Annotated in this window: 11 protein-coding genes and 1 riboswitch; of the genes, 10 read left to right on the plus strand and 1 reads right to left on the minus strand. The window is 73.1% G+C overall.

The window, feature by feature from the left end:
* The 4 genes from V3C34_RS08530 (at position 1) to V3C34_RS08545 (ending at position 5,961) form a co-directional block, all read left to right on the plus strand.
* Positions 1-768: a hypothetical protein gene (locus tag V3C34_RS08530; protein WP_346008534.1), complete on the plus strand. Its 768-nt coding sequence runs from the start codon at positions 1-3 to the stop codon at positions 766-768.
* Positions 769-782: 14 nt separating this feature from the next.
* Positions 783-1,115, plus strand: coding sequence for a sterol carrier protein domain-containing protein (locus tag V3C34_RS08535; RefSeq protein ID WP_068422167.1), 333 nt, complete (start codon positions 783-785; stop codon positions 1,113-1,115).
* Between the two features lie 22 nt (positions 1,116-1,137).
* A complete protein-coding gene (gene hrpA / locus V3C34_RS08540; RefSeq protein ID WP_346008535.1) occupies positions 1,138-4,965 on the plus strand; it encodes an ATP-dependent RNA helicase HrpA in 3,828 nt (1,275 codons plus the stop codon).
* 90 nt (positions 4,966-5,055) lie between these two features.
* Positions 5,056-5,961: a PAC2 family protein gene (locus V3C34_RS08545; RefSeq protein WP_068422160.1), complete on the plus strand. Its 906-nt coding sequence runs from the start codon at positions 5,056-5,058 to the stop codon at positions 5,959-5,961.
* Here V3C34_RS08545 and V3C34_RS08550 read toward each other — a convergent pair.
* Complete coding sequence (locus tag V3C34_RS08550; RefSeq protein WP_346008536.1) at positions 5,958-7,625, minus strand: DNA polymerase; 1,668 nt, start codon at positions 7,623-7,625, stop codon at positions 5,958-5,960. The genes V3C34_RS08545 and V3C34_RS08550 overlap by 4 nt on opposite strands.
* Before the next feature lie 76 nt (positions 7,626-7,701).
* Between V3C34_RS08550 and V3C34_RS08555 the strand changes: the two genes are divergently transcribed.
* The 6 genes from V3C34_RS08555 to V3C34_RS08580 all read left to right on the plus strand — a co-directional run bounded on the left by V3C34_RS08555 (position 7,702) and on the right by V3C34_RS08580 (position 13,555).
* Positions 7,702-8,421, plus strand: a complete 720-nt coding sequence (locus tag V3C34_RS08555; RefSeq protein ID WP_068324968.1) for a hypothetical protein — start codon at positions 7,702-7,704, stop codon at positions 8,419-8,421.
* Between the two features lie 80 nt (positions 8,422-8,501).
* Positions 8,502-10,040: an alanine/glycine:cation symporter family protein gene (locus tag V3C34_RS08560; protein ID WP_346008537.1), complete on the plus strand. Its 1,539-nt coding sequence runs from the start codon at positions 8,502-8,504 to the stop codon at positions 10,038-10,040.
* A 94-nt stretch (positions 10,041-10,134) separates the two neighbouring features.
* The gene (locus tag V3C34_RS08565) at positions 10,135-10,554 is read left to right on the plus strand and encodes a YkvA family protein (RefSeq protein ID WP_068422152.1); all 420 of its coding nucleotides are present in this window, start codon (positions 10,135-10,137) and stop codon (positions 10,552-10,554) included.
* A gap of 90 nt (positions 10,555-10,644) precedes the next feature.
* On the plus strand, positions 10,645-11,751 hold the full coding sequence (locus V3C34_RS08570) for a DUF4192 domain-containing protein (protein ID WP_346008538.1): 1,107 nt from the start codon (positions 10,645-10,647) through the stop codon (positions 11,749-11,751).
* A gap of 57 nt (positions 11,752-11,808) precedes the next feature.
* Positions 11,809-11,919: riboswitch (SAM riboswitch) on the plus strand.
* Positions 11,920-11,934: 15 nt separating this feature from the next.
* Positions 11,935-13,083, plus strand: a complete 1,149-nt coding sequence (gene metX / locus V3C34_RS08575) for a homoserine O-acetyltransferase MetX (RefSeq protein ID WP_346008539.1) — start codon at positions 11,935-11,937, stop codon at positions 13,081-13,083.
* Positions 13,084-13,156: 73 nt separating this feature from the next.
* On the plus strand, positions 13,157-13,555 hold the full coding sequence (locus tag V3C34_RS08580; protein ID WP_068422147.1) for a universal stress protein: 399 nt from the start codon (positions 13,157-13,159) through the stop codon (positions 13,553-13,555).
* The last annotated feature ends 54 nt before the right edge of the window (positions 13,556-13,609 follow it).

Below are 13,609 nucleotides of genomic sequence, written 5' to 3' on the forward strand. Positions count from 1 at the left end.
GTGCGTTGCACCCCCTTCGCCGGGGTGCGAGCGTGGCGGCATGGCCTCCGACATCCACGTCACCCGGATCGACCCCGACGACGACGCAGCCGCTGCGCTCGTCCTCGACGGGCCGGCTTCGTCGCCACCCGCGACGGGGAGGTCGTCGGCATCGCCGGGTCCTGGGACGTCGAGCTCTCGGTCCCGGCGAAGGGGGGCGCCTCCCTTCGTCCTGCCGAGGGCCTGACGCAGGAGACGATCTACGGCCGCTTCGGGTACGGCGTCGCGAGCTCGGCGCTGCGCTCGCGCTTCGCGGCCGGCACGACCTTCACCGCGCCCGCTGCCGTGCGCACGCAGGCGGACGCGACGGCGACCCGCACGACCACCGCGAGCGCCGAGCAGGGCGCCCGCTGGCACGCCCTCGCCAGGGCGTGCGGCGAGCAGGCGCCGGGGCAGGTCGTGCGCAGCCTCGAGGACTGCGAGCGGATCCTGCGCGACGTCCCGGAGAGCCGCGGCGACCGGGAGCCGGCCCGGCTGCTGTGGGCGACCCGCGAGGGCCGCGACGTCGGGTGCGCGTACTTCCACCGCAGCCCCACGTGGTCCGACGGGCAGCCGCGGGGCGAGGTCGGGGTCTTCTTCCTCATCTCCGTCGACCCCGGTGCGCGGCTGGCGCTCGCCGAGCGGCTGACGACGATCGACCTCATGGGCAGCACGGAGTACTGGGTCACCCCGACGACGCCCTGGCGCTGTGGCTGCCCTCGCACCGCTCCATCGGTGGCGGTGGTCTGAGCGACAGCCTGTGGTTGCGCCTCGTCGACCTGCCGACCGCGGTCGCCGAGCGTGGTCACGCCGCGGACCTCGACGTCGTCGTGCTGGTGCACGACGACGTCCTCGAGGACACGGCCGGCACCTGGCGCTGGACCGCCCGCGACGGCGTCGGCGCACTCACCCGGACCGACGAGCCGGCCGAGGTCACCCTGGGCATCGGCGACCTCGGGGCCGTCTGGCTCGGCGGCCAGACGCTCGGCGCACGACACGCGGCCGGCTACGTCACGCAGCAGCGTCCCGGCGCGGTGGCCGAGCTCGACGCCGCGCTGCGCACGCCGGTCGGGCCGACCACGACGATCGACTTCTGAGGGCGCGGATATCCTGAACCCCATGCCCACCACCCTTCGCGACGCCGTCCCCGCGGAGGAGCTGCACTACAACGAGGACCTGCCGGTCGTCGCCCGCAAGGACGACATCGCCGAGGCGATGCGCGAGCACCAGGTCGTCATCGTCGCGGGGGAGACCGGCTCCGGCAAGACGACCCAGCTGCCCAAGATCGCCCTGGAGATCGGGCGCGGCACGACCGGGCAGATCGGGCACACCCAGCCCCGGCGGATCGCCGCGCGCTCCGTCGCCGAGCGGATCGCCGAGGAGATGCAGGTCGAGCTCGGCGGGCTCGTCGGCTACCAGGTGCGCTTCGCCGACCACAGCAGCGACCAGACCGCGGTCAAGGTCATGACCGACGGCATCCTGCTCAACGAGATGCAGCGCGACCGGGACCTGCGCCGCTACGACACGATCATCATCGACGAGGCCCACGAGCGTTCGCTCAACATCGACTTCATCCTCGGCTACCTCAAGCAGCTGCTGCCCCGGCGTCCCGACCTCAAGGTCATCATCACCTCCGCGACGATCGACCCGGAGCGCTTCGCCCAGCACTTCGGTGACGCCGCGGGCGAGCCCGCCCCGATCATCGAGGTCTCCGGCCGCACCTACCCCGTCGAGGTCCGCTACCGCCCGCTGGGCGACGACGAGGCAGACGACGGGGACGGGGACCAGGTCACCGGCATCTGCCGCGCGGTCGAGGAGCTGTGGACCGAGTCGACGAGCACGGCGCCCGATGTCCGGGACGTCCTGGTCTTCCTCTCCGGTGAGCGCGAGATCCGCGACGCGCAGGACGCGCTGACGTCGATGGACCTCCCGGACACCGAGGTCATCCCGCTCTACGCGCGCCTGTCCGCGGCCGAGCAGCACCGCGTCTTCGCACCGCACCGCGGCCGCCGGGTCGTGCTGTCCACCAACGTCGCCGAGACCTCGCTGACCGTCCCCGGCATCCGCTACGTCATCGACACCGGCACCGCGCGCATCTCCCGCTACAGCCAGCGGACCAAGGTGCAGCGCCTGCCCATCGAGCGCGTCTCGCAGGCCTCGGCCAACCAGCGCGCCGGCCGCTGCGGTCGCGTCGCCGAGGGCGTGTGCATCCGCCTGTACTCGGAGGAGGACTTCGAGTCGCGGCCCGAGTTCACCGACCCCGAGATCCTGCGGACCAACCTCGCCAGCGTCATCCTCCAGATGACCTCGCTCGGCCTCGGCGACGTCGCGCGCTTCCCCTTCATCGAGCCGCCGGACTCCCGCCAGATCACCGACGGCGTCCGGCTGCTGCAGGAGCTGCAGGCCTTCGACACGGAGACCGCGGCCGCGCGCGAGGCCCAGCAGGCGAAGGGGGGACGACGCGGCGGTGGTCGTCGCCTCACCCCCGAGGGCAGGACCCTCGCCCGGCTGCCCGTCGACCCGAGGCTCGGCCGCATGCTCATCGAGGCCGACCGGCTCGGCTGCACGACCGAGGTCCTCGTCATCGTCGCCGCGATGTCGATCCAGGACCCGCGCGAGCGGCCGACGGAGCAGCGCGCGCAGGCGGACCAGCAGCACGCGCGGTTCCGCAGGGAGGGCTCGGACTTCGCCAGCTGGTGGAACCTGTGGGTCTACCTCAAGGAGCAGCAGAAGTCCTTGTCCGGCAGCGCCTTCCGCCGGATGTGCAAGCGCGAGTACCTGCACTTCCTGCGGATCCGGGAGTGGCAGGACCTGCACTCCCAGCTCGTGCGCGCCGCCAAGCAGCAGCGCCTCGACACCCGGCAGCGCACGGCAGCAGAGGACGCCGAGCCGGACTGGGACCGCATCCACCAGGCCCTGCTCACCGGCCTGCTCAGCCACATCGGCCTGCGCGACGAGGAGAAGCGCGACTACCTGGGCGCCCGCGGTGCCCGGTTCTCCATCCAGCCCGGCACGACGAACTTCAAGCGGCAACCCCCCTTCGTCATGGCCGGCGAGCTCGTCGAGACGAGTCGGCTGTGGGCTCGCTCGTCCGCCCGCATCGACCCGGTGTGGGCAGAGCGCGCGGGCGCGCACCTGGTCAAGCGCACCTACTCCGAGCCGCGCTGGTCCAAGAAGGCCGCGAGCGTCATGGCGACGGAGCGGGTCACCCTCTTCGGCGTGCCGCTCGTCGTCGGGCGGCCGGTCTCCTACGGCAGGATCGACCCGGTCGTGAGCCGCGAGCTGTTCATCCGGCACGCGCTCGTCGAGGGGGAGTGGGACGCGCGGCACGAGTTCCTCGCCGCCAACCGCAAGCTCACCCGTCGGCTCGAGCAGCTCGAGGAGCGCGCTCGGCGCCGGGACCTGCTCGTCGACGACGAGGACGTCCTCGCCTTCTACGACGAGCGCATCCCCGCGGACGTCGTCTCGGGCGCGCACTTCGATGCCTGGTGGAAGACGGCGCGCCGCGAGCAGCCCGACCTGCTGACCCTCACCGAGGAGCTGCTGACCCGCGACGACGCCGAGGCGGTCAGCGGGCGCGACTACCCGCGCCGCTGGCGCACCGACGGGCTCGAGCTCGCCGTGAGCTACCAGTTCGAGCCCGGCACCGAGGACGACGGCGTCACCGTCCACGTGCCCGTCGCCGTGCTCAACCGGCTCACCGCCGGTGGCTTCGACTGGCAGGTCCCTGGCCTGCGCGCCGACCTCGTCACCGCGCTCATCAAGTCCCTACCCAAGGCCACCCGGCGTCACCTCGTGCCCGCCCCCGACCACGCCCGCGCGGCCCTCGCCGAGCTGGACCCCGACGCCGGCACGTCGATCACCTCGCAGCTGTCGACCGTCCTCGGGCGCCGCGGCGGGATCCGCATCGAGGAGGGGGAGTGGGACTGGGCCAAGGTCCCCGACCACCTGCGGGTCACCTTCGCCGTCGAGGACGGCCGGCGCCGCCGGCTCGGTCGCGGCAAGGACCTCGAGGCCCTGCGGGAGAGCCTCGCCGGGCACGTCCAGCAGGGCATGTCGCGTGCCGGGGCCTCCATCGAGCGGACCGGCCTGACGACGTGGGACCTGGACGAGCTCCCGGGCACCTTCACGACCAGGACCGGCAAGCACACCGTCATCGGGTACCCGGCGCTCGTCGACGAAGGGAGCACCGTCGCCATCCGGGTGCTCCCGGATGAGCAGCAGGCCGTCGCCGCCCACCGCGCGGGCGTGCGTCGCCTGCTCCTGCTCGGCACGACCCCGCCGTGGAAGCGCGTGCTCGCCCGCCTCACCAACGCGCAGAAGCTCGCGCTCGCCGACAACCCGCACGGGTCGGTCCCGAAGCTCCTCGACGACGCCCTGGCCGCGGCCGTCGACGACATCGTCGCCCAGCACGTGCGCGGACCGGTGCGCTCGCGCGCCGCCTTCGAGGAGGCGCTCGCCGCCACCCGCACCCACGTCGCGCAGCGCGTGCTCACGGCCGTCTCCGAGGTCGAGCCCGTCCTCGCCCAGCGCAGCGAGATCTCGGCCCTGCTCGCTCGCCTGACCGCTCCGGCCCTCGCGAGCACCGTCGCCGACGTGCGCGCCCAGCTCGACGGCCTCGTCCGTCCGGGGTTCATCGCCGACACCGGTCTGGAGCGCCTGCCGGACCTGCGGCGCTACCTGCGCGGGATCTCCCTCCGCCTGGAGCGCGCCGCGGAGAACCCCCGCCGCGACGCCACCCACCAGGAGAGCATCGACGCGGTCGAGGCCGCCTACGCCGACCTGCTCGACGCGCTCCCGCCGCTGCGCCGTCGCTCCCGCGACGTCGTGGACATCGGGTGGATGATCGAGGAGCTGCGCATCTCCCTCTTCGCGCAGTCGATCGGCACCGCACGCTCGGTCTCGGCCAAGCGGGTCCGCTCGGCCATCGCCGCGATCGAGGTCTGACCGAGGGGGGGAATGGTGGGCGCGCCACGACCGTTGCCACAATGAGTGCTTCACCGCCTGGGTGATCCGTGATGATCGAGAGGATCTGACGTGACCGAGCGCCTCTACCGCTACGAGGTCGACGCCGACCCCGCGCTGCTCCAGCCGGGGCCGATGATCGTGGCCTTCGACGGCTTCTTCGACGCCGGCATGGCCCAGCGCCTGCTCGTGGACCACCTGCTCGAGGCGAGCAGCCCGACCGTCGTGGCCTCCTTCGACGTGGACTCGCTCATCGACTACCGCAGCCGGCGTCCCGTCATCACCTTCGACGCCAACCGGTACACCGACTACGCCGACCCCACGCTCCTGCTCTACCACCTCACCGACCGGGACGGGCAGACCTACTACCTCCTCACCGGGCCCGAGCCGGACTACCGCTGGGAGGCCGTCGTCGAGGCGGTCACCTCGCTCATGGACGAGATCGGCATCTCGCTCGTCGTCCACGCGCACGGCATCCCGATGGCCGTGCCGCACAGCCGCCCGGTCGGCATGACCGTCCACGGCTCCGACGAGCGGCTCATCGGTGACCACAAGCCGGTCTTCGGCACCGTGCAGGTCCCCGCGTCCCTCGCGGCGCTCCTCGAGATGCGGCTGGGGGAGTCCTCGCGCGACGCCGTCGGCTTCAGCATCCACGTGCCGCACTACCTCGCCCAGTCGACCTTCCACGACGGCGCGCTCACCGCGCTCAACGCGATCGTCGACTGCACCGGGCTCAACCTGCCCAACGACGCCCTCGCCGAGGCCGCCCGCGAGGGCCTGATGCAGATCGAGCGCGAGATCGACGAGAACGACGAGGTCAAGGAGGCCGTGCAGGCGCTGGAGCGCCAGTACGACGTCCACCTGCGTGGTCTCGAGCGGCCGAGCCTGCTCGCGGGCGAGGGGCAGGACCTGCCCTCCGCGGACGAGCTGGGCGCGGAGTTCGAGGACTTCCTGCGCACCGTCGACGACGCCGACTAGCCCTTCGCGTCGGACCAGCGCCGCACCACGGAGGTGTCGGCGACGAAGCGCACCTGCTCACCGCCCAGCCATCGCCGGGCGGCGTCGGTGAGGGCGGCGTCGACCGCGGCCGCGGCGGCGTCCGCATGCTCCTGCGGCACGTGCACGAGCAGCTCGTCGTGCAGGCAGAGCACGATCCGGCCGCCGAGGGGGCGCACGGCCACGCGCACCGTGGCCGCCCACGCCTTGAACAGCTCGGCTGCCGAGCCCTGGATCACCGCGTTGCGGGCGAACCGGCCACGGGCGCCGGTGAGGCCCTCGACGTCGTCGCCGCCCCCGCCGAGGTCCGTGCGCACGAGGCGCCCCCCGTACGTGCGCACCGGCTCACCCCGCCGCCCCCGCTCCTGGGCACGCTGCAGGTGCGCCATCGCGACGGGGTACTCGCGCTCGAGCCCCTTGAGGGCCTCGGCGGCCGGCCCGGACCGCTGCCCGTACATCGCGGCCAGCACGGCGACCTTGGCGACCGGGCGCTCCACCCCGAGCCGCTCGGCGACGGGGGCGTAGAGGTCCGCGGCGCGCGTCGCCGCAGCGAAGGCCTCGTCCCGCGAGACCGCCGCGAGGACGCGCGGCTCGACCTGTCCGAGGTCCGCGCGGACGAAGACGTGACCCGGTGCCGCGACCACCGCCGGGCGCAGCTCGGCGGGCAGGTTGTGCAGGCCGGCCTGGGCGGTCATCCGCCCGGCCGCGCCGTCGCACGCCGCCCACGCGCCCCGCAGCCGGTCGTCCGGACCGACGTGCTCGCGCAACCACCGCCACCCGTAGGTCGTCGCGATGCGCTCACGCCTGCGCCACTCGAGCAGCGCGGGCACGACCGGGTGGGTGGCCGCGTGTGCCTCGAGGACCCACTTGCGGGTCGAGGGGACGTCGATCCCTGCGCGGGCGAGCAGCGCCTTGACCTGGGCCGGGTTGCGCAGGTCGACCGACCCGGTGCCCGGGACGGCCGCGAGGACCGGCGCGTCGCGTCTCGTGCGGGCGGCGAGCTCCTCCTCGAGGGTCTGCGGCTCCGGGCCGGCAGCGTCGGTCACGAGCCGTCGGGCCGTCTCCCGGTCGATCGGCAGGCCGTCGCGCTCGAGCTCGACGCACAGCACCGCCGCGGCGGACTCGGCGTGCGAGGTGGCGAGGGCACGAGGGCCACGGGAGCCCATCCCTTCGCGCTGGATCGCGGCGACCCGCCGGGCCGCCTCGGCGAAGGCCGCGCAGCGCTCCGGCGTCGTGAGCCAGGCGCCCGTGACCGCGTCGGCGCGCAGGTACCCGTCGTCGAGGACGAGCTGCTCCGAGGGCACCTCGTCGGCGAGGAGGTCGAAGAGGTCTCCCGTCGGCGCGCTCGGAGCCGCCTGCGGGTCCAACCCGTGCGCCGCGGCCCACACCCGCTCGGGCCCGGCCGACCACCCGCCGTGCGCGAGGCGGTGGACCTCGGCGAGGTCCCACGTGCGGTCCAGCTCGGCACCGGCGGCGACGAGCGGGGCGACCGCCCTGGCCGACCACGTGACCCAGCGCGTGCCGGGGGAGAGCACCGCCAGGAGCGAAGGGAGGTCCCTCGCGAGCACCGCCGGGCCGTCCGGGGGCAGCACGGCGCCCACGCCGTCGACCCCGACGACGAGCGCTCCCGGCTGCTCCGCTCCCACGAGGCGTGAGGCTACCCGCGGCATGACAGGATCGGTCCAGGACAGAGCACCGCTGCACCCGCAGAGAGGACGTCACATGGGATTCATCTCCGACCGCCTGGGCCTCGGCCGCACCAAGGTCAAGGACACCCGCACCGCGATCGAGCAGGCGCACGACCCCGCGAGCCAGGACGCGCTGGGCGGCTCGACCCTCAAGCTCGTCGAGAACCTGCTCGACACCGGCATCGACGGACGCGGGCCCTTCGACTCCGCCGCCACGGTCGCCGACCGGGCCCTGGCCGAGCACGGCGGCGACGCCGACAAGGCCGTCGACGAGATCGTCGGCGACACGCTCAAGCTGGCTGCCGCCAGCGGCTTCCTCACCAACCTCGGCGGGTTCGCGACGATGTGGGTCGCCCTGCCGGCCAACATCTTCGGCTTCTACGTCCTCGCCACCCGCATGTCCGCGGCCGTGGCCAGGGTGCGCGGCTACGACCTGACCCAGCCCGAGATCCGCTCGGCCGTCCTGCTCAGCCTGGTCGGTGCCGACGCGCAGGACCTGCTCGCCAAGGCCGGCATGGTCGCGCCGACCGGGCGCCTCGCCGGCCTGGCCGCGCAGCGACTGCCCGGACCGGCGCTCATGGTCGTCAACAAGGCCGTCGGCTTCCGCATCCTCTCGCGGGCCGGCAAGGGCGTCTTCTCGCGCTTCGGCAAGATGGTCCCCCTCGTCGGCGGTGGCGTCGGCGCCGGCATGGACGTGTGGCTGATGCGTCAGCTGGCCCAGCACGTGCGCACGGAGTTCCCGCCGCGCGGCTGACCGACCTCGAGGTGCGCGCGCAGGGGGCCCGGCGGTATCGTCCGCCGGGCCCCTGACCCGCTCAACGGAGAGTTGCCCCCATGTCCTTCGCCGAACTCGTGGACGGCGCCAACGGCTTCATCTGGTCGATCCCGCTCGTCGGGCTCTGCCTCGTGGCCGGCCTGTACTTCACCATCCGCACCCGCCTCGTCCAGGTCCTCGGGATCCCGGACATGGTCAAGCAGCTGCGGGAGGGAGAGGACTCGGTCGACGGGACCTCGTCCTTCCAGTCGCTGATGATGTCCCTCGCCAACCGCGTCGGCATGGGCAACATCGGTGGCGTCGCCACCGCCATCGCCTTCGGCGGCCCGGGTGCCGTCTTCTGGATGTGGACGGTCGCCTTCCTCGGTGCGGCGACCTCCTTCATCGAGTGCACCCTCGGCCAGATCTACAAGGAGAAGGACCCCGACACCGGTGAGTACCGGGGTGGTCCGGCGTACTACTTCGAGAAGGCCTACGCCCACCGGTGGCGCACGCTCTCGCTCGTCTACGCGGTCACCTTCGCCGTCGTCACCGTCTTCGCCATGAGCTTCTTCCTGCCCGGCGTGCAGGCCAACGGCATGTCCTCGGCGCTCGATGCAGCGTGGGGCGTCCCGACGTGGGTGACGGCCATCGGCATCGTCATCGCGCTGGCCTTCATCGTCATCGGCGGCGTCAAGCGCATCGCGACCTTCGCCGCCTTCGTCGTGCCGCCGATGGCGATCCTCTACATCCTCTTCGCCCTCGTCGTCTTCTTCGTCAACGCCGACCAGATCGGTCACGTCTTCAGCGAGATCTTCTCGGGTGCCTTCGGCGGCCACGCGGTCTACGGCGCGATCATCGGCCAGGCGGTCAAGTGGGGCGTCCAGCGCGGCATCTACTCCAACGAGGCGGGCCAGGGCACCGGCCCGCACCACGCCGCCGCCGCCGAGGTCTCGCACCCGGCGAAGCAGGGCTTCGTCCAGGCCTTCGCCGTCTACATCGACACCCTCTTCGTGTGCACCGCGACGGCCTTCATCATCATCTCGACCGACATGTACTCGGTCTTCAGGGGCGAGAGCTACCCCGGACCGACGCTCTACGAGGGAGCGATCGGGACCGACGTCGAGCCCGGCCCGGGCTTCGTGCAGGCGGGCCTGGACAGCTTCGCGCCCGGTATCGGCTCGAGCTTCGTGGCCCTGGCGCTCGTCTTCTTCGCCTTCACGACGATGGTCGCGTACTACTACATGGCCGAGGTCAACCTCGCCTACCTCACCCGCAAGATCCGCAGCGCCACCGTGCGCCGCGGGATGATCCGGGCGCTGCAGGGGTTGATCCTCGTCTCGGCCGCCTACGGGGCGACGACGACGGCCGGCTCCGCGTGGGGCCTCGGCGACATCGGCGTCGGCACGATGGCCTGGCTCAACATCCTGGGCATCCTGCTGCTCCAGGTCCCGGCCCTGAAGGCGCTCAAGGACTACCGCGCGCAGAAGGCCCGGGGCATCGACCCGCAGTTCGACCCGCGTGAGCTCGGGATCGAGGGTGCGCAGTTCTGGGAGCTGCGTGCCGACGGCCAGATCACCCAGGGCGCCCCCCGGGAGACGGTCGGCGCACGCGAGTGAGCCCGCGCACCTGAGGGAATCCGGACCGGGCGCGCTACGTTGGATCCAGCGGAGCGCGCCCGGACCGGGCACGCCTGAGCGTCAGGAGACCGACATGGCCACGACCAGCCGCGTCCGCAACGCCACCCACCTCGCTTCCGCCGTCCGCAGCGCGGCGCGGCCCGGCGGGCCCAGCCTCTGGACCCGCCTGCGGGCCGTCCCCCGGATGATCCGCGCGGTCCGCGCGGGGCAGTACACCGGTCTGTCGTCCAGTCGCCTGATGCTCCTGCTCGCCGGTGTCGGCTACGTCGTCTCGCCGATCGACGTGGTCCCGGAGGGCCTCCTCCTCGCCCTCGGCCTGCTCGACGACGTCATGGTCATCGGCTGGGTCGCCACGACCCTGGTGCGGGAGACCGAGGACTTCATCGCCTGGGAGCAGGCGGTGGCCGCAGGTGCGTCCGGGCGCCAGCAGTGGACCCCGCAGCAGCAGTGGGAGCCCGGCCCGACGGTCCGCTCGCACGTCGTGCGCGACTGACCGTCCGCAGACCACCTGCCTGACGTCCGGGTTCCCACAGGATCCGCCCGGTCGCTGCTGGCACCCTCTGCAGGCGCCAGATTCGTCGGCATGGACCACATCGCCCGACCTCGCGACGCCGCCGAGCTCGCCGTCATCCTCCCGTACCAGCTCGGGTACCACCCGGGCCCCTCCCTCTGCCTGACCGTGATGCGCGGCCGCCGGCTCGGCCTGCTGCAGCGGCACGACCTCGTGCCCGAGCCCGCGGCCTGCCGGGCCGTCGCGGAGCACGCCATCGCCATCGCGGTGCGGGAGGGGGCCACCGCAGTCCTGCTCATGGCCTTCGAGGAGGACGAAGGGGAGTCCCGCCACCTCCGCGCGGCGATGACCGCCGCGGCCCGCGAGGCCGGGCTGCGGGTGCAGGAGCACCTCGTGGTCCGCGACGGGCGCTGCTACCCCGCAGGCGGGCCCCGGGCCAGGCGTCGCCTCGGCATCCCGCTGCCCCGACCCGAGGACGTGCCCGCCGTCGCCACCTTCGTCGAGGCAGGGGTCTGCCCGCTGCCGAGCCGTGCGCACCTGGTCGACGCCGTGCTGCCGGAGCGCGACGAGGCCAGGGCCCGTCGGGTCGCGCTCGCCGTGAACCCGCTCGAGGAGGAGTTCGCGCACCAGCAGGTGGCCCGGACCTGGGCGCGGCTGCTCGACCCCTCCGCCGACGCGACCCCGGTCGCCGAGCTCAGCGACGCAGAGCTCCTCGTCCTCTCCGCGTCGCTGCAAGACGTCGACTGGCGTGACGCGCTCCTCGGCGGCCTCTGCCCCGGAGCCGTGCCCTTCGCCACCTTCGGCGACCCCCTCGTCGAGCACGCCCGCACGGCGCTGGCGCGCTGCCCGTGGGCCCTCGTGGACCCGGACGCCGGGTCCGTGCCCGATGCTGCCGTCGACGTCGGTCGCCACCAGGAGGACGTCCTCGCGGTCCGCGCCCGCATCGCCGAGCTCGGGCGGCTCGTGCCCGAGGAGCTCACGCCCCCGCTGCTCACCTGCACGGCGCACATCGCGTGGTGGATGGGGGACGGCACGATCGCCGGCAGCTGCCTCGAGCGCGCGCTGCAGATCGAGCCCGGCTACCGGCTCGCCGGTCTCATGCTCGACCTGCTGTCCGCCGGGCTGCGGCCCTGGGACCTCGGGCCCGACGCGCGCGCGGGGCGCCACCCGGCGGCCTAGTCCGGACACCGGACCGGACTCGATCCCGTGGGGCCGCTGTGGTTAAGGTTGTCGCCAGGTCATGAGTGCCAGCGTCAAGCCCCGGCTTGCTGGCCGGCAACCCTCCTCGTGACGGGGTGCCCCGGGTGATGACCGGGTCGCATCGCAGTGGTGCGGCAAGGCGAGACCCCGGGAGCACCGTCGATGAGCGTCACCACCACACCCCCCAGCAACACCGCGCTGTGGCGCGACGGCGACGAGCCGGGGGACCGGCACTTCCTGCGCATCGGGGACCTCACGCTCGAGTCCGGCGAACGCCTGCCCGACGTGGTGCTCGCCTACGAGACCTGGGGCGAGCTCGACCCGGCCCGGGACAACGCGGTCCTCGTCGAGCACGCCCTCACCGGCGACAGTCACGTCGTGGGCCAGGCCGGTCCGGGACACCCGACCGACGGGTGGTGGCCGGGCCTGATCGGGTCCGGCGCACCCCTGGACAGCGACGAGTACTTCGTCGTCGCGATCAACGTCCTCGGCGGTTGCCAGGGCAGCACCGGTCCCGGGACGCTCGCGGCGGACGGCCGGCCGTGGGGCGGGCGCTTCCCCCGGCTGACGATCCGCGACCAGGTCGCGGCAGAGGCGGCGCTCGCCGACGCGCTGGGCATCGAGCGCTGGCACACGGTCATCGGCGGCTCGATGGGCGGCATGCGCACCCTCGAGTGGGCGGCCGGTCACCCCGACCGGGTCGGTACCGCCATCGCCCTGGCCACGAGCGGCTACGCGACTGCGGAGCAGATCGGCTGGAGCCAGGCCCAGATCCTCGCGATCCGCAACGACCCCTGGTTCGCCGACGGCGACTACTACGACCACCCGCAGGGTCCTGAGGTCGGTCTCGGCATCGCCCGCCGCATCGCCCACGTGACCTACCGCAGCGAGATCGAGCTGCACGAGCGCTTCGGTCGCCGGGAGCAGGACGAGCCGGCGGGGGAGTGCGGTCGTCCGCGCTATGCCGTGGAGAGCTACCTCGACCACCACGGCGGCAAGCTCGCGCGTCGCTTCGACGCCAACTCGTACGCGGTGCTCTCCGAGGCGATGAACTCGCACGACCTGGGTCGCGGGCGCGGCGGGGTCGAGGCGGCGCTCGCCCCCTTCGCCGGTCGCCTGGTCCTCGCGCCGGTGGACTCCGACCGTCTCTACCCGCCCCGCCTCTCGGAGGAGCTCGCGCGACTGCACCCACGGGCGCAGCTGACGACGATCTCCTCCCGGGTGGGCCACGACGGGTTCCTCACCGAGGTCGACCAGGTCGCTGGGCTGCTCCGCCGCGTGCTCGCCGGGGACACGGCCGCGTGTGAGTGAGACACGTCACGCGCCGCCGGTGTAGCGTCTGGCACAGGTCATTCAGGAACCCAGTATCTGTTGAGGAGCATCGATGACGATCGTCGTGGGGTATGTGTCCACCAAGGAGGGCGAGGCCGCTCTCGAGCGGGCCTTCGAGGAGTGCCACCTGCGCAAGGAGCCGCTCGTCGTCATCCACTCCGACCGTGGGGGTGTGGGGATGAGCGGCGACACCGCACGCAAGAACGAGCAGGACCTCAAGCAGGTCCGGACCCGTCTCGAGGAGGCCGGCGTCGAGGGTGAGGTCCGCGGGCTCGTCCGTGGCAAGGAGCCGGCCGAGGACCTCATCGTCGTCGCCGAGGAGACCGACGCCAGCCTGATCATCATCGGCCTGCGCAAGCGCACGCCGGTCGGCAAGCTGATCCTCGGCTCCAACGCCCAGCGGGTGCTGCTCGACGCGCCGTGCGACGTGCTCGCCGTCAAGGCGCGCTGAGCCGCCACGCACGGCACCAACCGACCCAGCGGGCGTCCTTCGGGGCGCCCGCTG

Origin of the sequence: Janibacter terrae (genome assembly GCF_039636765.1) — a bacterium.
In the GTDB taxonomy this organism is placed as follows: domain Bacteria; phylum Actinomycetota; class Actinomycetes; order Actinomycetales; family Dermatophilaceae; genus Janibacter; species Janibacter terrae.